This window comes from Exiguobacterium sp. s121, assembly GCF_018617245.1.
GTDB classification, from domain to species: domain Bacteria; phylum Bacillota; class Bacilli; order Exiguobacteriales; family Exiguobacteriaceae; genus Exiguobacterium; species Exiguobacterium profundum.
Genome location: NZ_JACSJV010000001.1, coordinates 849,816 through 876,428, shown reverse-complemented (window position 1 = coordinate 876,428; position 26,613 = coordinate 849,816). Strand labels below are relative to the sequence as shown.

The window sequence follows — 26,613 nt, the reverse complement described above, 5'->3', positions numbered from 1 at the left end:
TTGTTTATTTTTTGAAAATGAGGGAAATTTCTTGGCGTAACAGACAAGAGAAAGGAGGCGTCATGATGTTTGATTGGGGAGATATCGATAAATTCTTTATTTCGTTCTTTATCATTTTACCGATTGTGACGTTAATTCATGAGCTTGGTCACTTCTTCTTCGCAAAGTTGTTCGGCGGCTCACTCGATATGCAAATCGGTACCGGGAAGAAAATGTTTAAAGTAGGTCGTTTACAAGTAAATCGTGTTTATTTTTACGATGCATGGTGCCAGTTCACTGATTTAAAATGGAGCAACAAGGTCACCCGTACGCTAGTCTATGGCGGTGGAGCCATTTTCAATTTAGCGAGCATCTTAATCGTCAACGCGTTCATTCTTCGACGAGATATTGAACCGACACTCTATACGTATCAGTTCGCCTATTTCTCGTTCTACTATATCTTCTTCTCACTCTATCCCATCTATTATTCGAACGGTCATCCTAGTGATGGACGTGCGATTTATGATACATGGAAAAAAGGGTCTCCAGAATCCGATCCATTAAACTAAAAAGAAGGCGATATCAGTCGCCTTCTTTTTGTATCGTTTGAAACTGTTCGACCAGACGATTGATTTGTGGAGGAAGGTCCCCTAATGCCCCATTATTGTTTATGAGGAAATCCGCCTGGTGCTTTTTATCTTCAATTGGAATCTGTGAACGAATACGGGCTAACGCCTCTTCTTTCGTCAATCCATTCCGTTCCATGAGACGCATCAGTTGAATCTCTTCACGGCAATAGACGACGACGGAATAATCAACCAGATCGAGCATCGTTCCTTCAAACAGTAACGGAATATCAAAAATGACGACAGGTTCCCCCGATGCCTCATACGTTCGCATTTGCTCATTCATTTCTTCTCGAATCGCTGGATGCATCAATTGATTCAATTGCTGACGTTTTGCTTCATCATGGAAGATTTCCCGACCGAGCGCAGGACGGTTCAGCACGTCGCCCACAAAACACTTTGGAAATGCGGCCCTTACCCCTTCAATCGCCTTTCCTCCTGGTTCAACGACCGTCCTTGCAATCAAATCGGCATCGATAATCGGAATGCCTCGTTCTCGAAACAGTCGCGATACCGTAGACTTCCCGGTTGCAATTCCACCAGTCAATCCAATCTTCAACATACACGTCCACCCCTTAACGTTGTTGACAGTGCGGACAGTAATGCGTACCTCGCCCGCCCAATTTCATCTTTTCAATTTCATGTCCGCATCGGCGGCACGGTTCTCCGGTCTGTCCATACACGTAGAGCCTCTCTTGAAACGTTCCTGTGGCCCCATCTGGATTGGCATAACTGCGAATCGTACTACCTCCACGCTCAATGGCCTCAGTCAAGACAGCAATGGCTTCAGTCCGAACACGGTCGACTTCTTCATGTGACAAACTTGCGGCCGGTCGTGTCGGATGGACACCCGCACGAAACAACGTCTCATCTACATAGATGTTACCTAATCCAACAAAAATGGACTGATCGAGGAGGGCGGTCTTAATCGCGCGTGTCTTCATGCGCTCTAAACGTCGGTGTAACAGCTCGGTTGTCACACGCTCGTCAAACGGCTCGTACGCAAGTAATGAGAGCGGTGGTGTGGTATGAATCGTTTCATTCGTCCGCAACTCCATCGTACCGAATTTACGGACATCATTATAGTGTAGAGTCGATTGGTCCGTGAACGTAATCACGATATGTGTATGTTTTACCGGTTCTGTAATGGAGTCATAAGGGAAAAACTTCCCTTCCATCCGAAGATGGGAGACGAGATACCCGTTCGTCAATTTGAATAAGATGAATTTCCCCCGACGTTCCACATCCGTAATCGTTTCTCCAATCAAATGGTGAACCCATTCTTCGGGGTCGAGTCCGCGGATAATTTTAGGGTCGAGGACATCGACAGACTGAATCGTTTTTCCTGAAACGGCAGGTCGCAACCTACGACAGACCGTTTCGACTTCTGGTAATTCTGGCATACTGATTTCCTTTCTATCCGTTTATTTCGTGTCAAACCATGTCGTTCCAACCGCTCCGTCCGCACGTAACGGGACATCAAGTGTGACCGTATGTTCCATCGCTTCGGTCACAAGTTTTTCTAATGCTTCCATCTCTTCGGCCGGACCTTCGAATATCAATTCATCGTGTACTTGTAACAACAGCTTAGATTGAAGTTTTGACGTGTTTAACGCATGATCGACATCAATCATCGCTTTTTTAATAATGTCCGCTGCCGTTCCTTGAATCGGTGTGTTGATTGCGGTACGTTCAGCAAACCCACGCAAGTTGAAATTACGAGAATGGATGTCCGGGATGTTCCGGCGTCGTTTCAACATCGTCTCGACGAACCCGTGTTCACGTGCCCGTTCAATCGCGGCATCCATGAACGTCTTCACGCCAGGGAACTGTTCAAAGTACGTATCGATAAAGGTCTGCGCTTCTTTCCGTGTAATCCCTAGGTTTTGTGAGAGTCCATAATCACTGATGCCATAGATGATTCCGAAGTTGACGGCTTTTGCTTGACGACGCATGAGTGACGTAACTTCTTCAGTGGAAACTTTAAACACGTTCGCCGCCGTCGACGTATGAATATCCTCATCGTGAAGGAAGGCTGCCATCATCTTCTCATCTTGTGACATATGTGCCATGATGCGCAGTTCGATTTGAGAGTAATCGACCGCATAAAGTACCCATCCCGGTTCACTCGCGGTAAACGCTTTACGGATGCGACGCCCTTCTTCTAATCGAATCGGAATATTTTGAAGGTTCGGGTTAACCGACGAAAGCCGTCCCGTTTGAGTAAGCGTCTGTGTATAACGCGTATGAATCTTGCCATCATCCTTCACGACTTTCTGCAAGCCCTCGACATACGTGGACTGAAGTTTGCCAAGTTCACGATAATGCATGATTTTCTCAATGATCGGATGAAGCGGTGCCAATTTTTCGAGGACATCCGCTGCCGTTGAGTATCCTGTTTTCGTCTTTTTCACAGGAGGGAGTGACAGTTTTTCAAATAATACGACCCCTAACTGTTTCGGTGAGTTGATGTTGAACGGTTCCCCGGCTAATTCATGAATCGTGACCTCAAGTGCATTTAGACGTTCACGCAGGTCCGTTTCCATATGTTGAAGCGTTTCGACATTTACGTGGATACCAGCCCACTCCATCTCGGCCAATACGGAGACGAGTGGTTTTTCAAGCGCCTCATAGAGTTCTGTCTGTTCATTCTCTTTCAACTCCGAAACAATGCGTTCAAACAATGTATAGATGGCGTACGCCTTTTCTGCGAGATGAGCATGAAAAACATTCTCTTCCGGCACCTTGATTTTTGCACCTTTTCCGTAGACCGTTTCATCTTCCTCAAGAGGATACGTAAAGTGTGCGGCAATCGAGCTGAGAGACGTCCCACCAGATAGGTTGAGCAAATACCCTGCGACAAGCAGGTCTTCATACCCACGCAGTGCCAATTGGTGACGTTTCAATTGAATAATTGTCTGCTTCGCATCGAGACAAATCGTCGTCTTCGTCTCGTTTTCGATCCATTCCTTGACCCGTTCGTCCTCAAGAAGCGTCACATCTCCAATCGTGACACCTCGTTCCGACGCGATCGCCAATCCAATCACGTCTTCTTCAAAATAATCATCATTCAGCTGTTCAAGCATTAACACAGCTCGAGATAAATCTTGATCGGCCAACGCGATTGTTGGTCGTTCCGCTTTTTCAACCGGTTCTTCTGAAGAGGTATCCGTCAATTTGCCGATGAGTGACTTGAACTGTAAATCCATAAATAACGTTTTGACGACCGAAGCGTCATATGGCTTAAAGAGAAGATCATCCATCGTCACATCAATCGGTACATCCGTGTAAATGGTCGCCAACTGTTTCGACATTTTCGCTTCTTGTTCATTCGCCTCTACTTTTTCCTTTTGCTTCCCTTTCAACTCATCCGTATGTTCGTAAAGGGCCTCGACGGTACCGTATGTGGCAATCAACTTCAGTGCCGTCTTTTCCCCGACCCCTGGAATACCAGGAATGTTGTCAGATTTATCTCCCATTAATCCTTTTAGGTCAATCATCTGAATCGGTTGTAGTCCGTCGTAGCGTTCCTTGAACGCGGTCACGGTCATTTTCTCAACGTCGGTGATGCCTCGTTTCGTCAAATAGACCGTCACACGTTCATTGATCAATTGAAGTAAATCCTTATCCCCCGTCACAACCGTCACCTGATCAAAAGTCGGGTCTTTTGAGAGCGTCCCGATGATATCATCCGCCTCGTATTGGTCAAGCTCTAAGACAGAGATGCCAAACGCCCGACAAACGTCACGCACGAGCGGAAATTGTTCACGCAATTCTCCCGGTGTCTTTTGACGTCCACCTTTGTATTCCGCGAACGTATCGTGACGGAACGTTTTCTTTGACGCATCGAACGCCACAGCAAAATGAGTCGGTTGCTCATCTTCCATTAGTTTCAATAACATCATCGTAAACCCATACACTGCATTCGTATTCCGACCTGACGCATCCGACATCGGAGGCAGTGCAAAAAACGCACGATATGTTAAGGAGTTCCCATCAAGGACTAGTAGTTTATTCATTCAATCGACCTCCATTCTTCTCTTCAACCATCATACCATACGGGTACATGCGTTCGAAAAAAAAGACCCTTTTCTACGAATAGAAAAGGGCCAAATTCTCGATCGTGTGGAGATGAGCACCGATCGAGTCACGAGATGATGAAGAGGTCTCATTCATAGGATAGCAAGGTTTTGTAAAGTAAATATGAACGAACGATAAAGTCATTGTTAAACCCGAGGGAATGTAATGGTAAACGTCGTTCCTTTGCCTTCCTCACTCTCTACGTCGATCGTGGCATGATGCAAATCGATGATGTGTTTCACGATGGCGAGTCCGAGGCCAGTTCCACCCGAGTTCCGACTTCTTGCCTTATCGACACGATAGAAGCGCTCAAAAATACGACTCACTTCTTTTTCGGCGATCCCGATTCCGTTGTCCTTGACGCGAAGTTTATAGGAATCTGCCATTGCTTCCACGGCGATGTCGACACGACTTCCTTCTGGTGAATAGTTGATGGCGTTGGCGACCAAGTTCATGATGACTTGCTTCATTCGGTTCAGGTCCGCTTGCAAGACGACCGTCCCCTCGTGTTTCGTTTCTAGCTGAATCGACTTCTTGCTCGCCTTTTGACTGAGCAGGAGACAGACCTCATCGACGAGCTGATTCAGATCGACTGACACCAACTCCATTTGGAAGTCATCCCGCTCCAATCTCGACAATTCAAGGAGATCCTCAACAAGCATCTGCATCCGTGTCGCTTCTTTCTGGATGATATCTAAAAACTGGTCTCGAAGTTCCGGGACTTCTTTCGCCCCATCAAGAAGCGTCTCACTAAACCCACGTATGGATGTGAGCGGTGTCTTCAGTTCATGACTAACGTTCGCCACGAAATCTTTCCGCATCTTCTCAAGTCGTTTCAGTTCCGTGATATCGTTAAACAGTAACGTCGTGCCGCGAAGCATCCCGGTGTCACTGAAAATCGGTGCTGCGGATACCATATACGTTTTTTGATTGAATCCCGTTCGAATCGATAACTGACGGCGGTGGACCTCTTCCGTCAAATAAACGTCTTCGATCAGTGTTTCTACTTCAGGACTCGGTAGAATCCCGTGATAAAATTGTCCAATCGTTAAATCATCGTATTGGAACATTTCACGATAAGAGCGGTTGACCAACGTGACAATCCCTCGCTCGTCGACGAGCAGAAGACCCGCCCCCATATACTCGATTAACGATTCGAGTCTCGCCCGTTGTACGGACTCCCCGAGAGAAATCGACTCCAAATTCCGGGCAAGCACGTTGATTGACCCTGCTAGGCTACCGGTCTCTTCATCATTTCTGAGTTCATACACACGGGCCCGATAATTCCCGTCCGCCAGTTCCCGCAAAACGATCGTCGCCTCATCGATTGGTCGAATAAATTGATTCGTCAAATGTTGGAGCACGAATAAAATTATGAAGAAGGAGAAGAAGAGCGCGAGGGCAATCGTCAACCAGATGCGATTGTACACCCCTTCTAAATCCGATACATAACGGATGAATGTTAAATAGACTGTCCCACCCGTCGCAAGTTCGATCGGTTTTGTGTATTGAATCAACTCGTCCTCATCCGCTTCACCGAACGTCCCTTCCTCAGGGACCATATTCGGATCAATTTTGTAATCGATGGACCCGACGCGAAACGGCGTGCCAGCGATTACCTCCATCCTACTATTGAGAAGGAGAATATCAAAGCTGCTTCCGTCATCGATTTGACCGACATACTCACGAATCTCGTCCAATGCGCCTCCCTCGAGGTAGAGGGCTGCCAATTGAGCATCTTCTTTTAGACGATCTCGTTCTGAATCCAGATAAAAGTCTTTGAAGAGCTGCCCAAGGACAATCCCGAGCGTCAGCAAGACACCGGTGACAAGAAAAATGAGAGTCGTCATAAATCTAGAGCGATACGTCTTCATTCCGAAGTCGGCTCCTCCATCTTATAGCCAAGACCGCGAATCGTTTTAATATAGGTCGGTTTCTTCGTTACCGGTTCAATTTTTTCACGAAGGTGACTGATATGGACATCAACAATCCGGGTATCACCCACAAAGTCATAATTCCAAATGGCCGATAATAATTGATCTCGCGTCAACACGCGTCCTTTATTTTTCGCCAAATAGGCTAACAATTCAAATTCTTTCGGCGTCAACTCGAGGCGCTCCCCTTGCTTGAACACTTCGTAGTTTGAAGTGACGATTTTAACATCTCCGATTTGAATGACGTCCTCTTCAACCGCCGATTCTTGCGGGGCAGAACGTCTAAGAATCGCTTTGACGCGCGCGACTACTTCACGTGGGCTGAACGGCTTCGTCAAATAATCGTCCGCTCCGAGCTCGAGCCCCAATACTTTGTCAAACTCATCATCTTTTGCCGTGAGCATTAAAATCGGTGTATTGACTTTTTGCTGACGGAGTCGTTTGCACACTTCAAGTCCATCCATCTCCGGCAGCATCAAGTCGAGCACGATGAGCACGGCGTCCTTTTTCTCAGCCAATTCCAATCCGGTTTTGCCGTCGTGCGCCGTCTCTACTTCAAAGCCAGCCTGTTCTAAATTAAATTTCAATAATGTCGCAATCGATACTTCATCGTCGACAACAATTACTTTATCAGCCACACTGCTTCCTCCTCTTAAACCATCAAATGTCACTTTCTATTTTACAAATCAATGCTTGAAACGACCAACCTCAAAGCAAATCTTTACAAAAACAAAACAAATCCACTTTCAGTGTAGCATGTTCGATAAGAGAGAAGGCGCAAAAAAGGTGCCTCCTGCAACATGACAGGAAGCACCTCAAACTTATAAGACGCTTAATACCGAGCGGACAGAATCCGCAGACTTCGATAGCGCTGCTTTTTCTTCATCCGTCAAGTCGAGCTCTAACACTTGCTCAATTCCATGTTTACCAAGAATCGTCGGGACGCCAAGATACAAATCATGGAATCCGTACTCTCCCTCAAGGTATGCGATGGCCGGTAAGATTCGACGCTGATCTTTTACAATCGCCTCGACCATCTCCACGATGGCAGCGGCTGGCGCATAATACGCCGAGCCATCGCCCAGTAGTTGGACAATCTCGCCGCCACCTTTTCGTGTCCGTTCAACGATTTGCTCGATTCGCTCATGTGGGATGAGTTTTTCGAGCGGGATGCCTCCAGCGTAAGAATAGCGTACGAGAGGCACCATTTCGTCTCCATGACCTCCAAGGACGAATCCGGATACGTCTTTGACAGAAACATTCAGCTCTTGTGCCACAAACGTTCGGAAGCGAGCCGTATCCAATACACCGGATTGACCGATGACGCGTTCTTTCGGGAACCCTGATTCTTTGAACGCCGCGTACGTCATGGCGTCTACTGGGTTCGTCAATACGATCAGGATGGCGTCTGGAGAGTAACGGGCAATCTCTTTCACAACCGAGCGCATGACGTTTGCGTTCGTTGCGACGAGGTCGTCCCGGCTCATCCCCGGCTTGCGCGCGATTCCCGCGGTAATGACAACCACATCGGAATCGGCCGTGTCCGCGTAATCAGACGTACCTGTGACCCACGAATCAAACCCTTGAATCGGTGCCGTTTCTTGCATGTCGAGCGCTTTCCCTTTCGTCGGTCCTACTTTTTCTTCCATATCGAGCAGTACGACATCCCCTAGCTCACGTTGAGCCAAGTACAGTGCAGTCGTTGCACCGGTGAAGCCACTTCCAATAACAGAAATTTTGTTACGACGAATCATGAGCTCTCCTCCTCGGTCGTCTTACATGTTTTTAATCAATTCATCCGCGAACTCTGAACATTTCACTTCTGTCGCTCCGTCCATGAGACGTGCGAAGTCGTATGTGACAACTTTCGAAGCGATCGTTTTCTCCATTGAGTTGATGATGAGGTCAGCCGCTTCGTTCCAGTTCATGTGGCGGAGCATCATCTCACCTGAAAGGATGACTGAAGATGGGTTTACTTTATCAAGACCCGCGTATTTCGGAGCTGTACCATGTGTCGCTTCGAAAATCGCATGTCCTGTGATGTAGTTAATGTTCGCACCAGGTGCAATCCCGATTCCACCTACTTGAGCAGCAAGGGCATCTGAGATGTAGTCACCGTTCAAGTTCATCGTCGCAACAACGTCGAACTCACGTGGACGTGTCAAAATCTGCTGGAGGAAGATATCAGCGATTGAATCTTTGACGATAATTTTCCCTTCAGCTTCCGCTTTCGACTGAGCTTCGTTAGCAGCTGCTTCACCAGATTCTTCTTTGATACGGTCATACTGTGCCCATGTGAACACTTTGTCACCGTACTCCGCTTCAGCGAGTGCATAACCCCAGTTTTTGAAGGCACCTTCTGTGAACTTCATGATGTTCCCTTTGTGGACGAGCGTTAAAGATTTACGGTTGTTCGCAATCGCATATTCAATTGCTGCACGAACCAAACGTTCTGTTCCTTCAGAAGAAACTGGCTTGATTCCGATTCCTGATGTTTCTGGGAAACGGATCTTGTTGACATTCATCTCGTCTTGCAAGAATTTGATGAGTTTTTTCACTTCATCGCTTCCTGAAGCGTACTCGATTCCAGCATAGATATCTTCAGTATTTTCACGGAAGATGACCATGTCTGTATCTTCAGGACGTTTTACTGGTGATGGAACACCTGTGAAGTAACGAACTGGGCGAAGGCATGTATATAAATCGAGTTCTTGACGAAGTGCGACGTTCAATGAACGAATTCCTCCACCGACCGGAGTCGTAAGTGGTCCTTTGATGGCAATCAAGTACTCACGAATTTGATCAAGTGTCTCTGTTGGGAGCCATTCGCCTTTTTCGTTATATGCTTTTTCCCCAGCATATACTTCCATCCATTCGATTTTCTTGTCGCCGCCATATGCTTTTTCAACCGCAGCGTCAAATACGCGAACAGCCGCATTCCAAATGTCAGGACCTGTTCCGTCACCGATAATGAATGGTACGGTCGGTACATTTGGTACGTTCAATACACCGTTTTCAACTGTAATCTTTTGTCCTTGTGTCAACATAATGAATCCCCCTAAGTACATTACTGTAGGTCGACGCGTGCGCCGACCTACGTCACTTGTTAGTTTACCAAACTTTTGTCTAAAATGTGTCTCGAATTAACGTTCGTTTACCGGAACATACTTACGGCTCGTTTCACCGACATATTCCGCACGTGGACGAATCAAGCGATTATCCGCATATTGCTCGAGAATGTGCGCAATCCAGCCAGACATACGAGATACGGCGAAGATTGGTGTGAATAGATCTTCTTCGAGACCGAGCGCATAATAAGTTGAAGCTGAATAGAAATCGACATTTGGTTTCAAACCTTTTTCCGTTTCGACAAGATGGTCGATTTTCTCAGACATCTCATACCATTTCGGTTCGCCGATTTGAGCAGTCAACTGACGGCTCATTTCTTTCAAATGTTTCGCACGTGGGTCGCCATCCTTGTAAACGCGGTGACCGAAGCCCATAATCTTCTCTTTGCGCTCGAATTTGCCACGAACATATTCTTCAACACGGTCGACCGAGTCGATCTCGTGCAACATTTTCATTACCGCTTCGTTCGCACCACCGTGAAGTGGCCCTTTGAGTGCCCCCATGGCCGCCGTGACACCTGAGTACATATCCGAGAGCGTCGCTACACAAACGCGAGCAGTGAATGTCGAAGCATTCAACTCGTGGTCTGCGTGTAAGATGAGCGCTTTATCAATCGTCTTTTCTGCTACATCGCTCGGCTCTTCACCGTTTAGCATGTATAAGAAGTTCGCAGCGTAAGAAAGACCTGGTTTCGGTGCGACCGGCTGCTCCCCTTTACGAAGACGGGCGAATGCCGTCACGATTGTAGCGACTTGTGCTTGTAGACGAATCGCTTTACGCATGTTGGCCTCGTCACTCATGTCTTCAGATTCCTCATCATATAGAGCGAGTTGTGAAAGTGCCGTACGAATCGTCGCCATTGCATTGGCTGATTTCGGTGCACGTCTTAACGTATCAATCACCTCTTCAGGCAATGTCGCTTCTTTTACAAGCGCATCTGAGAGCGCTGTCAATTCCTCTGCATTTGGTAAGCGGTCGTTCCACAATAAGAACACTACTTCTTCGAATGTGGCGTTGTCCGCTAAATCATCAATGGTGTATCCTCCGTAAGTCAATTGTCCGTCAATAATTGAGCTGACTTTTGAGGCTGCTGCCACAATACCTTCTAACCCTTTTGTCGTTGACATTCATAACTCCCCCTCAGTCTTGTATAAAGTGGTCGACCGTAAAAACAGTCTGTTTATAGGGAATAAGGATACGGGACGGGTTGTTCCCCTGCATTCACCCAGTCTCCGTTTACCCTGTCCTTTATATAGTATAAACAATTTATTGCAAAAAAGAAATGTAAGCGGCTTCAGTTGTCAGAAAATATCAAAACCATTTTTCAATAACTTGATATCCACCTAAAATCAATGCCGCGATACCAGCTCCGACAAGCGGTCCAACGGGAATCCCTTTCATGAATCCAACCGCTAGAATCGTACCTGCAAGGAGTGCCGTGGTGACGACCGGGTCGACACGCATTAGTTGTACACCTTGCCCCGCAGCAATGGCAACGAACATCCCTGAGGCAAATGCGACAATCCCGACCGGCCCTTTAATACTATTCCACAATTCTTTAAACCCGATATCGCCGGTCGCGATTGGGACGAGAACTGCGATCGTAATGATTGTCACACCCCAGCTGATTCCTTTCGATGCAAGTGTCGGAAATAACTGGTCTCCGAATCCGATTGCTTTGATGATCAACAAGACGCTACTTGCGATAATGACAGATTGGTTATTTGAAATGACACCGATTAAGACAAGCATCAATAAAAATAGATATGCACTCATACGTATTCCTTTCTTCGAACGGAAAAAGAACCGACCTTTGTAGAAGGCCGGTTCGATTGTCGTTCAATTATGCGTTGTAGATTTTACCTGTGAGTGGGTCGATTGAAATCATCTGACCGTCACGAAGCGATGCTGTCGCTGCATCAACACCTACGATGACTGGCTTGCGAAGTGATGGTCCAACGATCCCAGCATGGCTCGTCAATCCGCCGTCTTCTGTGATGATTCCAGCCGCTTTTTCGATCGCAGGCATCATTTCTTTATCTGTGAATGGTGCGACAAGGATCATGCCGTCTTTCGCTTTTGCATTTGCTTCATCCGCATTTTTCGCGACAACGACTTCTCCAACAACACCGCGCTCACCGATTCCACGCCCGTCTGCGAGAGCGTGACCAACGATGTGGACTTTCATCATGTTTGTCGTACCAGCTGTCGCCGCAGGAATACCAGCTGAGATGACAACGAGGTCACCGTCAGTGACGAATCCAGCGTGACGTGCCGCTTCCGATGCTTGAACCAACATTTCATCCGTGTTGTTCGGCATTGTTTCAGCAACGATTGGATATACGCCCCATACGAGGTTCAATTGACGCGCAACGCGCTCCGATTCTGTCACCGCGATGATGTTCGCTTCAGGACGATACTTCGCTGTACGAGCAGCCGTATAACCTGATTGTGTCGGTGTCAAGATTGCTTTGGCGTTCAAGTTGATTGCCGTGTGCGCAACCGCTTGAGAGATCGCATCCGTCACTGTATGCTCACTGCGCTTCTGACGATCTTTCAACAAGTTTTTGTAGTCGAGCATGCGTTCTGTACGCTCTGCGATTGCAGCTTGCATTTGAACAGATTCGATTGGGTAGTCCCCTGCAGCTGTTTCACCAGAAAGCATGACTGCGTCTGTTCCATCCAAGATTGCGTTTGCTACGTCTGATGCTTCCGCACGTGTCGGACGCGGGTTACGTTGCATTGAATCAAGCATTTGCGTTGCTGTGATGACCGGCTTCCCGAGATCGTTACACTTCTTGATGAGTTCTTTTTGAACTGGTGTCACTTCTTCTGTCGGGATTTCAATTCCGAGGTCCCCACGGGCTACCATCAAACCGTCAGAGATTGCCAAGATTTCTTCGATGTTATCGACACCTTCTTGGTTCTCGATTTTCGGGTAAATCTTGATGTGTGATGCGTTATGTTTCTCGAGAAGTTGGCGAATTTCAACTACGTCAGATGCACGACGTACGAATGATGCTGCAATCACGTCAATGTCTTGTGAGATCCCGAACTCGATGTCCGCGATGTCTTTGTCCGTGAGGGCAGGAAGGTTTACCTTGACGTTTGGCAAGTTAACACCTTTCTTCGTCTTGATGATTCCTTCGTTTTCAATGACGCAACGGAGATCACGGTTATCAAGCTTTTCAACGACACGGAGTCCGATGAGACCGTCGTCGAGCATGATGTGTGAACCGACTTCCACATCATCGTAGAGTCCTTCGTACGTCACAGAGAAACGATCTTTCGTTCCGACGATTTCTTCCGTTGAGACGATTGTGACTTCTTTTCCTTTTTCAAGAAGTGCCTTACCGTCTTCGAATGTATGCGTGCGGATCTCTGGACCTTTTGTGTCGAGAAGAACAGTGACAACTTTACCCGCTGCTTTCGCCGCTTCACGGATGTCACGGATACGAGCGCCGTGCTCTTCATAGTCACCGTGTGAGAAGTTGAGACGGGCAACGTTCATCCCAGCTTCGATCATCTCAGGAAGACGCTTCTCAGAAGCCGGTCCAATGGTACATACAATTTTCGTTCTACGCATAATATAAAAACCTCCTAGGGGATATAGTGCAACTTACAAACAGAAAACGGGGGGCCTTGGACCGTATCCCGTCTCTGCAACATACAAAATCGTTTAAATCGACAATTGGTTAACGAGGTCAATCAATTGCATATCAATCGTGTGCTTGTTATTGTCGAGCGCCTCATCGATATCAAGATCCATCATCTGGTTGTTACGGATTCCGACAACGCGGCCCGCTTTCCCTTCAAGCAAGATCTCCACAGCGTATGCACCCATACGACTTGCAAGGACACGGTCAGCGGCAGTTGGGGAACCACCACGTTGGATGTGACCGAGAATCGTGACGCGTGTTTCTGAGTTCGTCTTCTCAGCAATCAATTTGCCGATTTCTTCCGCACTTCCCGCACCTTCAGCAACAATGACGATCGAGTGCTTCTTACCGCGTGCAATCCCGTGATTGATTCGTTCCACGATTGCATTCAAATCCTCTGGACGTTCTGGGACGAGAATCGACTCAGCACCACCAGCGAGACCAGAATAAAGCGCGATATCACCAGCGTCGCGACCCATGACCTCGATGACATACGTACGTTCATGTGATGACGCCGTATCACGAATCTTATCGATCGCATCAAGCGCTGTATTGAGTGCTGTGTCGAAACCGATTGTCGCATCTGTTCCTGGGATATCGTTATCGATTGTACCCGGAAGGCCGATTGTTGGGAATCCGAGTTCAGTCAATTTTTGAGCTCCGCGATAAGAGCCGTCTCCACCGATGACCACGAGGGCATCGATATTGAATTTCTTCAACTGTTCTACTGCTTTTGCGCGACCTTCTTCTGTTCTGAATTCAGGACAGCGCGCAGAGCGAAGGAACGTACCTCCACGTTGAATGATGTCGCCGACTGATCCAAGATTTAATTCGACTAAATCACCTTCGATTAATCCTTGATAGCCGTTATACACGCCGTACACTTCAAGACCTTCAAAAATTGCTTTTCGGGTCACGGCACGGACAGCAGCGTTCATTCCAGGAGCGTCTCCTCCGCTTGTTAATACCGCAATACGTTTTAAATTCACGTCGCTCACCTCTTATGTGTTTTAACGAAATCTGAAAATAAAATACCACGTCTGACCTTTGTTTTACAACACAAGTATGTGAAAAAAATGCATAGGGTATCTCACAAAGCAGTCACTTGATGAATGAATAAAGCTTTATTCAAAGCCATTGTTACCGTTTTCACTCATTAATTGTGCCAATTTGATGATATTTGGTCGCACGTCCTTGAATCAGCTCAGAAGTCGATTGCGCAAGCAACTCGTTCATGTGCTGTAATAAGACAGGTTTCAAGAGTGACGACTGTAGTGACACATCAACGTGTGCCCCCCCGTACACTTCTCCTACCACTTCATCGACAATCCCTAGGTTGAATAAATCTTGTGCTGTAATCTTCATCGTCTCTGCCGCACGCTCTGCTTGTTTCGCGTCTTTCCACAATAGTGCCGCTGCACCTTCTGGCGAGATGACTGAGTACGTACTATTCTCAAGCATCAATAGACGGTCGCATACACCAATCCCAAGCGCACCACCTGAACCACCTTCTCCAATGACAACGGAGACGATCGGCACTTTCAGCGTCGCCATCTCAAACAAGTTACGGGCAATCGCTTCACTTTGACCTCTCTCTTCTGCGGCTTTCCCCGGATAAGCCCCTTTCGTGTCAATGAATGTCAAAATAGGACGGTTGAACTTCTCGGCTTGTTTCATGAAACGCAATGCTTTTCGATAGCCCTCCGGGTGCGGCATACCAAAGTTTCGTTTCATGTTCTCTTTCGTGTTTCGCCCACGCTGATGTCCGATAATCGTCACCGGCACTCCTTCAAACGTCGCAAGTCCAGATACGATTGCCGCATCGTCATACCCATGTCGGTCCCCATGGAGTTCCATGAAGTCAGGGAATAAATGCTGGATATAATCGAGCGTTGTCGGTCGCTTCGGGTTTCGCGCCAACTGGACGCGATCCCACGGTTTCATATTCCCATAAATATCTTTTTCTAATCGGTCGAGCTTTAACTCGAGATGACGAATCTCTCGGGATAAATCAATCCCTTTCGTCTCAGCGGTCTCCCGTAATTTATTCAGTTGTTCAGTGACTTCTTTGATTGGGTCAAACATGACGGACACCCCCATCGTGTAATTCAATCATCCTCTTCAAGAACGAACGCATCTGTTCACGATGAATGACCGCATCCAGCTGCCCTGACTCAAGTAAAAACTCAGCAGTTTGAAAGTTCTCTGGAAGTTTTTCCCGAATCGTCTGTTCGATGATTCGTCGTCCTGCAAACCCGATGAGCGCTCCCGGCTCTGCGACGTTCAAGTCGCCGAGCATCGCAAAACTCGCTGACACACCACCTGTCGTCGGATGAGTCAAATACGCGATGTACAGCAGTCCTGCTTCGTCATGTTCTTTTAGAGCGATGGACGTATTGGCCATCTGCATCAAACTGACCATTCCTTCTTGCATCCGAGCCCCACCTGATGCTGTGAACAAGACGACTGGAAGCCCGAGTGATGTGGCGTTTCGGACAGCCGAAGCAATCGCTTCTCCAACGTATGCACCCATCGACCCCATACGGAATCTCGCATCCATCACACAGACAACGAGTGGTAGTCCGTCGATTGTCGCCTTTCCACATACGACGGCCTCTTCAATCCCGGTCCGCTCACGATCTTTCGTCAACTTTTCCTCATAGTCAGGGAAGTCGAGTGGATTCGCCTTGACAGACGGTCCCACAAAGCGTTCGAAAGACCCTTCGTCGACAAGCATATCAATCCGTTCTTGCGCCTGAAGCGGAAAATGATAGCCGCAATCACATACTTTGTGGTTCTCATTCAACTGTTTTGTATAATGCATATATTTACAAGATGGACATTTCGTCATCAATCCCTGTGGTGCGTCAATCTTTGGTTCTCGTTGACGCAATGGCATATATCGTTTCGGTTTCTTGAAAAAAGCAGTCATCGCTTCCCCCTCGTTCATTCCGGCATCCCCATTCCACGCCACGTCTCGACAAATCGTTTCCGTTCCTCGAGCGTATATAAATCCCCAACGTCTAATCCGTCAAAAAAGCGATTGACCTCACTCCAAATTCGAATGAACAGTTCATTCTTCAACTGAAAGATGAGTTGCTGGCGAAACGTTCGATCATCTTCGATCACCGTTTCTAACAGAGCCAGTCGTTCCTTAGTCGGTTCAATTTCTGAAAACGCCATGCGCTCCAATAGTCGAAGCATCTCAATAATATCGGTCGCTTTCGTCTGTTTGGTCACAATGAACTCCGACAATATCTCAATGTACCGATGTCGGTCTTGCTCACACAAAAAGGTACCACCACCATGTCTCGTCTCCACGATGCCTAAAAAGCTCAACGCTCGTAACGCTTCGCGAACCGAAGCGCGGCTAATGGACAGCGTTTCGGCGAGCTCTCGTTCGGATGGAAGCCGATCACCTGGAACTAAAGACGATTGGACAATTAATTTTCTAATCTTTGAAATGTTTCCGTGAAATGAGGATGCGTGTTTTTCATGCATCTGACCGTTCAACTCCCTTTTTTGGATCACCTATCAAACTTAAGTGGTCAGACCAATTAGTGCGATTATATCACTTTTTAGGACTTGGTACTAGTTTCTGGACCAACCATTTTTGTATCGATTCGTTTCAGTACGACATTTTCTTCCCCGAACCGTCTTTTCGCTTCCGCCACATACTCTTCATTCGGATTGATTGAAAAAGCTGAAGCCAGTTGTTTCACTTCCTTCGAATCCGTGAATCGGCATACAACCGGGACATCCCCTTGTGCTCGTTGAATCCAATCTTCCAATTCAGGGAAGCGGTCGAGTGTGAGCCGGATGAATAAGGCTTGCCCGTGTAACGGTCGAACCCGTTCGACAATCAATTGCTTGCGACCATCCCGTTCATTCGAATGGACCTCGAGTAACAAGATGTTACCGGCATAGAGGGACCGTCCAAACTGCGCGAATGTTCGAGGAAACACGACGACCTCGTCTTGCGTCATGCCATCGTCCACCATGAGAACACCCATCCGTTCTTGTTTTTTTGTCATGAACGTACGTACGTCATCTACATATACGACGAGATAACCGTTTGTTCCATTCATGACTTCTTCAATTGTAGACGGTTCGATCCCGATATCCGGAAGTGCCGTCAATGGAGAGTGGACCACCCATGTCCCGAGCGCCTCCCTCTCTTCTTCAGACCAATTCGGTTCTTTCACTTTTTTCTGTTTTAGTCCGAGTGAAGACAGCTCATCCGGTAAAAAATGTGTTCCCGCTTCTTCTCGCAAACGTTCGACTGCTTCAAAGGCATGTGTCCGGTCACCGTGATACATCCGGTCGAGCGCGCCCGCACCAAGTAATCGACGTAATTTCAGTTGGTCTTTATTTTTCCACTCCATGGCTTCTTGAAGCGTTCTGACATCTTTCAACTGCCCGTTCAGTTCAATCAGTCGGTCCACATCCCGTTTGGTCAACCCCTGGACCGCCTTCAACCCGAGCCGGACGCCCGGTCCCTCAAGTGTCGCGTCAGCGTGACCATGTAAGACGTCCGGTGGGTACACCGGAATTTGATCTTTCCGTAACAGTCTGACAAGTTCCGTTGTTTTTTCTGATGTCACCACATGAAAGACACGAGGGAAATGTGCTTTGACGTAAGCCAATCGGTAACTGATCAAACTGTAGGCGACAGCGTGAGAGCGGTTAAATCCGTACCCGGCAAACTTTTCAATCCATGAAAAGATTTGCGCCAAGACGTCCTGGTCTCCCGCTTTTGCTTGTTGCAAAAATCGTTCTCGTTCCCGAGCAATCGTTCCGGTATCCTTTTTGGCAATAGCACGTCTGACCAAATCCGCTTCCGCATAGGAATAGCCTCCGAGTTTACGGAGAAGTTTCATCACCTGTTCTTGATAGACGAGTACACCGTATGTCGGTCTCATGACGTCTTCTACGTCTGGGTGGACTGGTTGGTAAGGCATACCGTGTTTTCGCTTCGCATACGTTTCGATGAATTGCATCGGTCCCGGGCGATAGAGTGACATCGTGACAACGATATCTTCAAACTCAGTCGGTTTCACTTGTCGAAGCGCTTGCTTCATCCCGGTCGATTCAAATTGGAAGATTCCGTCCGTCTCACCTCTCGCAAGCAATCGATACGTCCGAGCATCGTTTAACGGAATTGTTTTCAGAGAGAACAGCGCATCACTTTCTCGAATCAAATCCTCCATCTTTCGCAAGCGACTCAAGTTTCGTAATCCGAGCAAGTCAATTTTCAGAAGCCCGACCTCTTCCAAATCCTTCATATTATATTGGGTCACGTGTTCTTCAAGTTCGGGTTGGAGCGGAGTCACTTCTTCAATCGGTTGACGACTGAGCACCACTCCTGCCGCGTGAACGGAGGATTGACGCGGCAAACCTTCTAGCTGTTTGGCAATCCGTAATAACTGCTGACGCTTTTGGCTACCGGCAAACCACTTCATCTGCTTCTGGCTCGACATCAGTTCATCAAGTCCTCCGGCTTTCACTTGCTTGCTCGCAGCCTGCCCTTCCTCAAGGGTCATCCCGAGCGCTCTCGCAACGTCTCGAATTGCCGCTTTCGCACCGAACGTGGCAAGTGTCCCGATCTGTGCGGCATGCGTATGACCGTATCTTGATAGTACGTAAGAAACCACTTCCTCACGACGTTCATCTTCAAAATCGAGGTCTATGTCTGGCATCGACACACGCTCTGGATTTAAGAATCGTTCGAACAACAACCCGTAATGAACCGGATCGACTTCCGTGATATGGAGGGCAAAACTGACGAGTGAACCTGCTGCCGATCCACGCCCCGGACCTACTTCAATCCCAGATTCTCGAGCAAACCGAACGATGTCTTCCACGATCAAGAAATAGGAAGAAAATCCGGTATTGGCGATGACTTCAAGCTCAAACTTTGCCCGCTCGATGTAAGGTTCTTTCACGAGTTCCATCGCCTTCAACCGCTCACCGACAAGTCGTTTCAGCTTTTGATCGGCATCCGGAATTTCTGGAATCGCCCCTTCCGCACGTGGTAGATGATCTAGCCGAATCAATGCCTCGAATCGATCCAGTTCCGATAATTCTTCCGTTGTGAACCAGTCATTCATTTCACTCGGTAGTCGAACGTGCAATCCTTTTTGTCGCACGTCTTCATTCGACATCACGTCCCCTTCGCGAATGGCAGAAATGGCTCGGAATCCTTCCACATCTTCCGGTCTCATGTATCTCGTTTCAGGGGCCGGAATCAATTGGACAGCAAGCTCTTCGCGCATGAGACGAAGTTGTTTCAACACTTGTACCTGTTCCGTAGTCTGAGGTGCCGGTAGTCCGAGCCACAGCTTCTCTTCATCAACAAACGACAAGAGTTGATGATAAAGGCGACGCCGGTGAACCGGATCACTCGCTTTCCAATTTTCAGGTAATACGATCAGCGGCATCGTTGTCCGTCCTTCAATTCCTCCCGCCTGGATGATACGATATTGTTCCTTAAGCTCCGTTTCGTTAGATGAATACACAATCACGGATACGTCTAACCCATCCAATCGGAGGACCGTTCTCAGTCCGATTAGCGGTTTCACCTCATATCGTTGGCAATATGACAAAAATGTCGGAACCCCATAGAACGCATCGTCTGCGATCGCCACGGAACGACTTCCCCGTTCGGTCATCTGCAAGACATATTGTTCTAACCGGATTGTACTTTGTAGTAAACTATAAGCAGTTCTGACATTCAGATGAATCATCGTTGGCCTCCTTTCTATATTAATGGAATTGTCAAACTCAATTCATCACTTCTCTGATACAATAATTATAGACAAAACTCACGACAAAAGGGGGTAAAAGCGTATGATTATCAATCGGGGACAGATTGCACGCGATAAGTTAGAAAAATTACAGCATGGTCAAACAGTGTTTGCCGACAGCCCAGAAATCATCGACCGGCTCCGTAAGTACATTACTGAGTATCAGCTCGACGTCGTCGAGGACGTGACCGAACGAGGTACATGGTTCATCCCAAAGGAAAATGGAGACAAATGAAGAGAGCTGACCTCGGTCAGCTCTCTTCATTTTCTTCAAACGTGAATTCCCCAGCCACTTCATTCAAAGCCGCAATCACGTCATCCATCTCATCCCATGTGTCAATCGTGGCACCAGCCGCCATCGGATGACCTCCCCCACGGTATCGCTTGGCCACTTCATTGATGACAGGACCTTTCGACCGGATGCGCACACGAATCTCTTCTTTGTTTTCCACGAACATGACCCAACATTTCAATCCTTCGAGGCCAGAGAAGCTATTGACGAGTTGCGATGCCGCTTCCGGGGACGCATGGAACGTCCGGAGCACGTCCTTGTCAATCTTCACATAGCCGACGCCTTCTTCTGTGACATTGACGTGCTGTAACACGTACCCTTGTAACTGAAGAGTCGCTAAGTTGGTCTTATACATGTGTCGGTACAATTTATTCGTATCGATGTCTTTCGCGATCAGCGCCGAAGCAATCTCAAACGTTCGGGCCGTAGCATTTCGAAACTGGAATCGTCCTGTGTCGCCTACGATGCCGGCATAGAGTAAAAATGCCGCCTCTTGGTCGATTGGATATCTCCAAATGTCCGCGAGTTCCACAATCATCTCAGACGTCGAACTGACCGAGGTATCGACAATCTGTGTCATCGCATATGGATCTTCATCGGGATGATGATCGATTTTAATGATTGTCTTCCCTTTTAGCGCAAATGGTCCATCGATTCGCTCTTGATTCGCCGTATCTAATATAAGGACGAGCGCGTCTTGATACATTTCTTCTTCGACATGTTCCATCTTTCCTAAAAACTCGAGGTCTGGAACCATGCCACCGACCACATAGATTTGCTTCTCCGGATGAACCGATTTTAGAATGCGCTGTAAACCAAGCTGGCTCCCCAACGCATCAGGGTCTGGTCGTACGTGGCGGTGAATGAAAATGGTGTCAGCCGCCTCAATTTCTGATTTGATTGTATCCGCTTCCTGCCATTGCGTCATGATGATTCCTCACTTTCCTACACACTATTATGGTATGATGATAACAGATTACGAGATAGAAAGGGGTTCCTTCACTTGCAACTTGTCATGATTGGACTCATTTTGTTCGCGCTCGGTGCGTACCTTGTCTTCAAGCGCCGTGCTTTTTTGACAAAGACGCCAAACCGAAAAGCGTTGTTCAACACGCAAGCGTTGATCTGGTTAAGTTTATTCCTCGCATTGTTCGCTGCGAACCAAATGGTCGGGGGATTCGGTCTGAATTCATCTGTCGGTTGGATTGTCAGCATCGTCATGTTAGTCGTCGGTTTAGGGAATGCTGTTGTCGGATTTATCCGTTACCGCAAAATTTACCCTCTCGCCGCAGAAGAACCGACGAATACGCCATCATGAAAAAGAGCACCCGCTACGCGCTGTAGCAGGTGCTCTTTTTATTACCGATCGATGAGTTGTGCCGTGACGAGCGCTTTGGCGACAAGTTGTGTCCCTTGCGTCATCTCCACATCCACTTTCCCGAACTTCCGACCGAGGTCGAAGACATGGGCCGACACTCGAATCTGACTTTCAATTTGAATCGGCTTCATGAAATAGACGGTGATATTCTCAACCACGAGATCGCCTTTCTTCATATGACGTAGACTTCGCGTCGCCCCTTCGACCAACAAGGTCGTCAACACGCCAGATGAGGCGGTCCCCATATGACTCGTCATCTGTGGGGCCACTTCAACCGTGAAGGCCGTCCCGTTCGATGCAGGATCTTCTTTCAGCTGGTTCGTGATCATGTTATCGAACGTCTCACCGACTTGCGGTTGTCGATTCGCCAGTTGCAACGCCTTCAACACATCTTGGCGGCTAATAATCCCAAGCAGACGTCCGTAGTTATCAACGACAGGTAACATCTCGATCCCTTCCCACACCATCTGGTGCGCGGCATTGGTGACACTCGTTTGTACGCCTACTGTAATCGGACTTTTCGTCATGACCTTCTCAATATCATAGTCGTGTGATTTATCAATGACATCCTTTGCCGTGATCACGCCGACCACTTTCATCTGTTCATCGATGACGGGATACCGATTATGTTTCGTCCGTTCATTCAGCTCGTGCCAACGTTTCACTGTGTCATCTGACTTCAGATAGAACGTATCGTGGAGCGGGATGACGATATCTGAGACGAGTAAAATCTCTTTTTTGATTAGACGGTCATAGATGGCTCGGTTGATCATCGTCGCGACGGTAAAACTGTCATAGGATGTAGAAATGACAGGCATATCATACTTATCTGCCATTCGTTTCACTTCATCCGTTGTGTCGAATCCCCCTGTGATCAACACAGCCCCACCTGATTGTAAGACGAGTTCATGCGCTTTCTCGCGGTTCCCGATGATGACGAGTGAGTCGACATCGATATATCGCATCATCGCCTCGAGCTTCATGGCACCGATTACAAATTTCGATAGCGTCTTGTGGAGACCGTTACGTCCGCCCAACACCTGACCATCGACGATATTGACGACTTCGGCGAATGTCAGCTTTTCAATATTTTCTTTATGTTTTCGCTTGATCCGAATCGTCCCCACCCGTTCAATGGTTGATACGAAACCTAGGTTCTCAGCTTCTTTGATGGCCCGATAAGCCGTACCTTCTGATACAGCCAACTCTTTGGCGATTTGGCGGACCGAAATTTTTGACCCTACATCGAGTGACTCGATATGTGCTATGATCTGTTCATGTTTTGTGGTCATACGCGGAGTCCCTTCTCTCAATACATTTTCTACTCTATTCAGTATACTGTATCAGTCGAACTAGTTCAAACTGTACCAATCAAATTGCAACATTTCCTTTCTGTTTTCGAAACAGCTATAATAGACGAGTAGTCAACGTAAGAGGTAGAAGGGAAGGGATTCAACTTGAATCAACGCACCAATCAAATTGCACAATCTCTAGCGACAAAAGGGTTAGATGCAGCATTCATCACGTCGAAAGCATCCGTGTTCTATTTCTCGGGAGTATACGCGGAAGCGCACGAGCGATTGATCGCCATTTTAGTTTTGAAGAACGGCACAACTGCCATCATCTGCCCAGCACTTGAAAAAGGGATTGTCGAAGCGAGTGACTGGTCAGGTGAAATCGTGACGTATATGGACCATGAAAACCCATGGGACAAAATCGTCAAGTTATTCCTCGATAACCAAATCGTTCCTGAACGAATCGGAATCGAAGGGGAGCATTTGACATTCAACCGAGTCGAGCAGCTTCGCGCCGGTTTTGCCGGTCTGTCAATTATCGATTTGACAGACGAGCTCCAAACGTTACGTATGATCAAATCACCGGATGAAGTCCGGATCATGAAGCGGGCCGCCGAGTTGGCAGATATGGCCATCGAAGCCGGGATCCGCTCCCTCCGTGAAGGCGTGACAGAACTCGAGGTCATCGCGGATATTGAATACGCCATGAAACAGCAAGGCGTCCGTGAAATGTCGTTCGACACGCTCGTCTTGTTCGGTGAGAATAGTGCCGACCCTCACGGTGTCCCAGGCAACAACCGCTTGAAAAAAGGAGATTTTGCCTTGTTCGACCTCGGTGTCGTCTGGCAGGGATACTGTTCAGACATCACACGGACGGTTGTCTTCGGTGAGGCGAGTCGCAAACAACGTGAGATTTACGAAACGGTTCTTCAGGCTGAGGAAGCCGCAATCGAGATGGCGAACGTCGGTACGACACTCGGCGCAATCGATATCGCGGCACGACAAGTCATCACGTCTGCAGGATATGGTGAATACTTCACTCATCGAATCGGTCACGGAATTGGAATCGAAGTACACGAACACCCCTCGATGGCAGCGAACAATGACATGACCGCCCAAGTCGGGATGACGTTCACAGTCGAACCGGGTATCTATCTACCGGGAGTCGGCGGAGTCCGTATTGAAGACGATCTCGTCATGACAGAAAGTGGTCCCATCACATTGACGAGTTATCCGAAAACTCTTCAAGAGATTGAATGACAAAAAGTGCGATCCATTCTCAAGGATCGCACTTTTTACATATCTTAATAAAACAAGCGCAGCATGACATCCCGTTGCGGTACGTCATAACGTTCCATCTTCTCTAAAAAGGCACATTTGTCATATGGGACCGCCTTCAGTTCAAGAGCAATCCCGGTTTCTCCTTCAGATAATATGGCAAAGCGAGCCAGGTCATCTTTCGCCACTCCGAGCGCACCAGGATTGACGTAGCGCTTGGTGTCATCTTCAAACAGATGGACAGGATGGTGATGTCCGAATAACACGATTTCTCCTGTATATGCTCCATACAGTCGCTGCATATTTTCCAGTGTCGGTTCGAGAATCTCGTGAAACGGTTCTTCGACAATCGTGGCGTGGCGTCGTTCGGTCGGGATATGATAATGAATGCCGAACACCGTTTCGCCAACCATTTTGACGGACATTGTTCGTGGAAGGGATTCGATGACATCTGCATATCGAGTCTCTAGATGACGTGCAACCCACTCATGGTGTGGGCGCGTATGAGCATAACTTTCTGGATGACCGTGTCCAGCCAAAAGGGAAAGAACCGCTTCATCATGATTCCCAGAAATCATATGCGTTCCCCGGTCTAACAAACGCTCCATGACCGCATTAGAGTCCGGTCCCATTGCAATCATGTCACCGAGCGACCAGATGACGTCGACCCGCTCCGCATCCATGACTTGAAGTGCAGCCTCCAACGCCTCGAGATTTCCATGAACGTCCGTGACCACTCCAATCTTCATCGCGTTCCCCTCACTTTCGGTATTGATGGACGACGTTGACGCCGCCTGTCACATCGATGATGGCACCTGTGATCATGTCCGAGTCTTCTTGTAATAAGAACGAAATCAAACGCGCGATATCTTCTCCTGTCCCGTGTCGACCGACCGGAGTTCCTTCATCCACTTCCGCTTCATCAATGCGCATCTCCTTTTGAGAGCCGACGATATTGCCCGGATTGACCATGTTCGCCGTAATCCCGAACGGGGCCTCTTCTAGCGCGACCGATTTTGTCAAACTGACGAGTCCCGTCTTTGCAGCGGCAAACGCAGAACGATGGATCCAGCCAGGGGCCGTCCCACTTTCCGGAAACCCATACGAGATGATGCGTCCAAATCGATTTGAGCGCATGGAAGGAATCGCACGACGCATCAACCAAAATGAGGCGGACAGGTTGCCCGTGAGTACTTCGTCCCACTCTTCGTCTGTCAATTCGACGAGCGGTTTCCGCTCAAAGATATATGGACCTGCATTTAAAATCAAGGCGTTCGGTTCACCAAAACGTTCGACCGCTTTCTCATAGGCTGAGAGCAGTTGTTCGCGGTCCGTCAATCCGGCCTCGATCATATGTATCCGTTCATGTTCCCAGTCAATCGGATTCCGTTGCAAAATGCTGACGTGCCACCCATCTTGTAACAGACGCTCCGTCACTACGCGTCCGATCCCTTTGGCACCAGATGTAATCATTACATGTTTCATCGCCCTACCTCCTCCGCCTTATTTTACCCGTTCTTTCACACGAATTCCAAACTTGGACATGTCGTGAACATCGTCATGAAAAAATTCACGCATTTTCATGGCGAAAAAGCGTGAAAACTGAAAGAAGTGGTATACTATATATGTAAGCCGAACGTATATTTCGAGCGAAAGGTTGGGATTTACATGGCAATTGTATACAAACACATTTTATCTGCCGTTGACGGCTCTAAAGAGGCAGAACGTGCATTTGAAACAGCAATCGATGTCGCGATTCGTAACGAAGGAAAACTGTACGTTGGTCATGTGATTGATACGCGTACGTTTGCGACTGTAGAAGCTTACGACCGCACAATCACAGAGCGTGCCGAGACATATGCGAAAGAGTTACTTGAAGACTATGTCAATCGCGCGAAAGAGCGTGGCGTAAAAGAAGTCGAAACGGTGATTGAATACGGTTCCCCGAAAGTGACGATTGCGAAAAAGATTGCACCTAACCATGATATTGATCTTATTATTTGTGGTGCGACAGGTTTAAACGCCGTTGAACGGTTCTTTATCGGAAGCGTTTCTGAAAGCATCGTCCGTTATGCGAAATGTGACGTCCTTATCGTTCGTCAATAATCACCCATCCATCAAAAAGGGTCTTGCGCAATCGCAAGACCCTTTTCCTAT

At 47.8% G+C, this 26,613-nt stretch carries 24 protein-coding genes; 5 read left to right on the top strand and 19 right to left on the bottom strand.

Translation table 11 applies throughout. The features are described 5' to 3' along the window. Window positions 1–65: 65 nt before the first annotated feature. Window positions 66–548, top strand: coding sequence for a site-2 protease family protein (locus KOG47_RS04450; RefSeq protein ID WP_196430899.1), 483 nt, complete (start codon window positions 66–68; stop codon window positions 546–548). Between the two features lie 13 nt (window positions 549–561). Here KOG47_RS04450 and coaE read toward each other — a convergent pair whose 3' ends face one another. The 15 genes from coaE to dnaE all read right to left on the bottom strand — a co-directional run bounded on the left by coaE (window position 562) and on the right by dnaE (window position 20,153). Further along, on the bottom strand, window positions 562–1,167 hold the full coding sequence (coaE, locus tag KOG47_RS04445) for a dephospho-CoA kinase (protein ID WP_012726710.1): 606 nt from the start codon (window positions 1,165–1,167) through the stop codon (window positions 562–564). Between the two features lie 13 nt (window positions 1,168–1,180). Next, a complete protein-coding gene (mutM, locus tag KOG47_RS04440; protein ID WP_196430900.1) occupies window positions 1,181–2,008 on the bottom strand; it encodes a bifunctional DNA-formamidopyrimidine glycosylase/DNA-(apurinic or apyrimidinic site) lyase in 828 nt (275 codons plus the stop codon). A gap of 21 nt (window positions 2,009–2,029) precedes the next feature. Beyond that, a complete protein-coding gene (polA, locus tag KOG47_RS04435; protein ID WP_215243812.1) occupies window positions 2,030–4,624 on the bottom strand; it encodes a DNA polymerase I in 2,595 nt (864 codons plus the stop codon). A gap of 207 nt (window positions 4,625–4,831) precedes the next feature. After that, window positions 4,832–6,559, bottom strand: coding sequence for a two-component system histidine kinase PnpS (gene pnpS / locus KOG47_RS04430; RefSeq protein ID WP_196430902.1), 1,728 nt, complete (start codon window positions 6,557–6,559; stop codon window positions 4,832–4,834). Then, window positions 6,556–7,257 (bottom strand): response regulator transcription factor, encoded by a 702-nt coding sequence (locus KOG47_RS04425; protein ID WP_074036521.1) that lies wholly within the window; start codon window positions 7,255–7,257, stop codon window positions 6,556–6,558. Before KOG47_RS04425 ends, pnpS begins: the two co-directional genes overlap by 4 nt. A 183-nt stretch (window positions 7,258–7,440) precedes the next feature. Continuing rightward, window positions 7,441–8,373: a malate dehydrogenase gene (gene mdh, locus KOG47_RS04420; RefSeq protein ID WP_214687018.1), complete on the bottom strand. Its 933-nt coding sequence runs from the start codon at window positions 8,371–8,373 to the stop codon at window positions 7,441–7,443. 21 nt (window positions 8,374–8,394) lie between these two features. After that, window positions 8,395–9,663 (bottom strand): NADP-dependent isocitrate dehydrogenase, encoded by a 1,269-nt coding sequence (gene icd, locus KOG47_RS04415; protein ID WP_031423152.1) that lies wholly within the window; start codon window positions 9,661–9,663, stop codon window positions 8,395–8,397. 99 nt (window positions 9,664–9,762) lie between these two features. Then, window positions 9,763–10,875, bottom strand: coding sequence for a citrate synthase (gene citZ / locus KOG47_RS04410; RefSeq protein ID WP_159562532.1), 1,113 nt, complete (start codon window positions 10,873–10,875; stop codon window positions 9,763–9,765). 184 nt (window positions 10,876–11,059) lie between these two features. Beyond that, entirely contained in the window at window positions 11,060–11,524 is a 465-nt protein-coding gene (locus tag KOG47_RS04405) for a DUF441 domain-containing protein (protein WP_012726718.1), read from the bottom strand. Between the two features lie 67 nt (window positions 11,525–11,591). Further along, on the bottom strand, window positions 11,592–13,334 hold the full coding sequence (pyk, locus tag KOG47_RS04400) for a pyruvate kinase (RefSeq protein ID WP_074036515.1): 1,743 nt from the start codon (window positions 13,332–13,334) through the stop codon (window positions 11,592–11,594). A gap of 93 nt (window positions 13,335–13,427) precedes the next feature. Then, window positions 13,428–14,396 (bottom strand): 6-phosphofructokinase, encoded by a 969-nt coding sequence (gene pfkA, locus KOG47_RS04395; RefSeq protein ID WP_012726720.1) that lies wholly within the window; start codon window positions 14,394–14,396, stop codon window positions 13,428–13,430. A gap of 160 nt (window positions 14,397–14,556) precedes the next feature. Next, window positions 14,557–15,492 (bottom strand): acetyl-CoA carboxylase carboxyltransferase subunit alpha, encoded by a 936-nt coding sequence (locus KOG47_RS04390; RefSeq protein ID WP_074036513.1) that lies wholly within the window; start codon window positions 15,490–15,492, stop codon window positions 14,557–14,559. Further along, window positions 15,485–16,339, bottom strand: a complete 855-nt coding sequence (gene accD, locus KOG47_RS04385; protein ID WP_196431849.1) for an acetyl-CoA carboxylase, carboxyltransferase subunit beta — start codon at window positions 16,337–16,339, stop codon at window positions 15,485–15,487. Before accD ends, KOG47_RS04390 begins: the two co-directional genes overlap by 8 nt. Window positions 16,340–16,353: 14 nt before the next feature. Next, window positions 16,354–16,908 carry a FadR/GntR family transcriptional regulator gene (locus KOG47_RS04380; protein WP_196430904.1) on the bottom strand — a complete coding sequence of 185 codons (555 nt, stop codon included), beginning with the start codon at window positions 16,906–16,908 and terminating at the stop codon, window positions 16,354–16,356. A 77-nt stretch (window positions 16,909–16,985) separates the two neighbouring features. Next, entirely contained in the window at window positions 16,986–20,153 is a 3,168-nt protein-coding gene (gene dnaE / locus KOG47_RS04375) for a DNA polymerase III subunit alpha (protein ID WP_196430905.1), read from the bottom strand. A 103-nt stretch (window positions 20,154–20,256) separates the two neighbouring features. Between dnaE and KOG47_RS04370 the strand changes: the two genes are divergently transcribed. Beyond that, a complete protein-coding gene (locus KOG47_RS04370; protein ID WP_074036509.1) occupies window positions 20,257–20,448 on the top strand; it encodes a YtzJ family protein in 192 nt (63 codons plus the stop codon). 16 nt (window positions 20,449–20,464) lie between these two features. Here the strand turns inward: KOG47_RS04370 and KOG47_RS04365 are convergent, their stop codons facing one another. After that, window positions 20,465–21,433, bottom strand: a complete 969-nt coding sequence (locus KOG47_RS04365) for a DHH family phosphoesterase (protein WP_074036506.1) — start codon at window positions 21,431–21,433, stop codon at window positions 20,465–20,467. Between the two features lie 75 nt (window positions 21,434–21,508). Here KOG47_RS04365 and KOG47_RS04360 point away from each other — a divergent pair, with 75 nt between their 5' ends. Continuing rightward, the gene (locus KOG47_RS04360; RefSeq protein ID WP_074033432.1) at window positions 21,509–21,823 is read left to right on the top strand and encodes a YtpI family protein; all 315 of its coding nucleotides are present in this window, start codon (window positions 21,509–21,511) and stop codon (window positions 21,821–21,823) included. Between the two features lie 41 nt (window positions 21,824–21,864). Here KOG47_RS04360 and KOG47_RS04355 read toward each other — a convergent pair whose 3' ends face one another. Further along, window positions 21,865–23,175, bottom strand: coding sequence for a DRTGG domain-containing protein (locus KOG47_RS04355; protein ID WP_074036504.1), 1,311 nt, complete (start codon window positions 23,173–23,175; stop codon window positions 21,865–21,867). A 165-nt stretch (window positions 23,176–23,340) separates the two neighbouring features. Here KOG47_RS04355 and KOG47_RS04350 point away from each other — a divergent pair, with 165 nt between their 5' ends. Further along, a complete protein-coding gene (locus KOG47_RS04350) occupies window positions 23,341–24,438 on the top strand; it encodes a M24 family metallopeptidase (protein WP_196430906.1) in 1,098 nt (365 codons plus the stop codon). A 44-nt stretch (window positions 24,439–24,482) separates the two neighbouring features. On the opposite strand, the gene KOG47_RS04345 is transcribed toward KOG47_RS04350, so the two are convergent. Both KOG47_RS04345 and KOG47_RS04340 read right to left on the bottom strand, forming a co-directional pair. Then, complete coding sequence (locus KOG47_RS04345; RefSeq protein WP_215243811.1) at window positions 24,483–25,205, bottom strand: metallophosphoesterase family protein; 723 nt, start codon at window positions 25,203–25,205, stop codon at window positions 24,483–24,485. A gap of 10 nt (window positions 25,206–25,215) precedes the next feature. Beyond that, complete coding sequence (locus KOG47_RS04340) at window positions 25,216–25,941, bottom strand: SDR family oxidoreductase (protein ID WP_074036502.1); 726 nt, start codon at window positions 25,939–25,941, stop codon at window positions 25,216–25,218. Window positions 25,942–26,124: 183 nt separating this feature from the next. Here KOG47_RS04340 and KOG47_RS04335 point away from each other — a divergent pair, with 183 nt between their 5' ends. After that, entirely contained in the window at window positions 26,125–26,562 is a 438-nt protein-coding gene (locus KOG47_RS04335) for a universal stress protein (RefSeq protein ID WP_012726732.1), read from the top strand. Window positions 26,563–26,613 lie beyond the last annotated feature (51 nt).

What these genes read in the sequence shown, in the direction of transcription:
- KOG47_RS04355 (WP_074036504.1), bottom strand. Translation starts at nt 23,175, where the DNA reads ATGACCACAAAACATGAACAGATCATAGCACATATCGAGTCACTCGAT.
- polA (WP_215243812.1), bottom strand. Translation starts at nt 4,624, where the DNA reads ATGAATAAACTACTAGTCCTTGATGGGAACTCCTTAACATATCGTGCG.
- pyk (WP_074036515.1), bottom strand. Translation starts at nt 13,334, where the DNA reads ATGCGTAGAACGAAAATTGTATGTACCATTGGACCGGCTTCTGAGAAG.
- KOG47_RS04390 (WP_074036513.1), bottom strand. Translation starts at nt 15,492, where the DNA reads ATGTTTGACCCAATCAAAGAAGTCACTGAACAACTGAATAAATTACGG.
- KOG47_RS04405 (WP_012726718.1), bottom strand. Translation starts at nt 11,524, where the DNA reads ATGAGTGCATATCTATTTTTATTGATGCTTGTCTTAATCGGTGTCATT.
- KOG47_RS04340 (WP_074036502.1), bottom strand. Translation starts at nt 25,941, where the DNA reads ATGAAACATGTAATGATTACATCTGGTGCCAAAGGGATCGGACGCGTA.
- KOG47_RS04365 (WP_074036506.1), bottom strand. Translation starts at nt 21,433, where the DNA reads ATGACGCAATGGCAGGAAGCGGATACAATCAAATCAGAAATTGAGGCG.
- mdh (WP_214687018.1), bottom strand. Translation starts at nt 8,373, where the DNA reads ATGATTCGTCGTAACAAAATTTCTGTTATTGGAAGTGGCTTCACCGGT.
- coaE (WP_012726710.1), bottom strand. Translation starts at nt 1,167, where the DNA reads ATGTTGAAGATTGGATTGACTGGTGGAATTGCAACCGGGAAGTCTACG.
- mutM (WP_196430900.1), bottom strand. Translation starts at nt 2,008, where the DNA reads ATGCCAGAATTACCAGAAGTCGAAACGGTCTGTCGTAGGTTGCGACCT.
- KOG47_RS04380 (WP_196430904.1), bottom strand. Translation starts at nt 16,908, where the DNA reads ATGCATGAAAAACACGCATCCTCATTTCACGGAAACATTTCAAAGATT.
- KOG47_RS04370 (WP_074036509.1), top strand. Translation starts at nt 20,257, where the DNA reads ATGATTATCAATCGGGGACAGATTGCACGCGATAAGTTAGAAAAATTA.
- citZ (WP_159562532.1), bottom strand. Translation starts at nt 10,875, where the DNA reads ATGTCAACGACAAAAGGGTTAGAAGGTATTGTGGCAGCAGCCTCAAAA.
- KOG47_RS04335 (WP_012726732.1), top strand. Translation starts at nt 26,125, where the DNA reads ATGGCAATTGTATACAAACACATTTTATCTGCCGTTGACGGCTCTAAA.
- pnpS (WP_196430902.1), bottom strand. Translation starts at nt 6,559, where the DNA reads ATGAAGACGTATCGCTCTAGATTTATGACGACTCTCATTTTTCTTGTC.
- accD (WP_196431849.1), bottom strand. Translation starts at nt 16,339, where the DNA reads ATGACTGCTTTTTTCAAGAAACCGAAACGATATATGCCATTGCGTCAA.
- KOG47_RS04450 (WP_196430899.1), top strand. Translation starts at nt 66, where the DNA reads ATGTTTGATTGGGGAGATATCGATAAATTCTTTATTTCGTTCTTTATC.
- KOG47_RS04345 (WP_215243811.1), bottom strand. Translation starts at nt 25,205, where the DNA reads ATGAAGATTGGAGTGGTCACGGACGTTCATGGAAATCTCGAGGCGTTG.
- dnaE (WP_196430905.1), bottom strand. Translation starts at nt 20,153, where the DNA reads ATGATTCATCTGAATGTCAGAACTGCTTATAGTTTACTACAAAGTACA.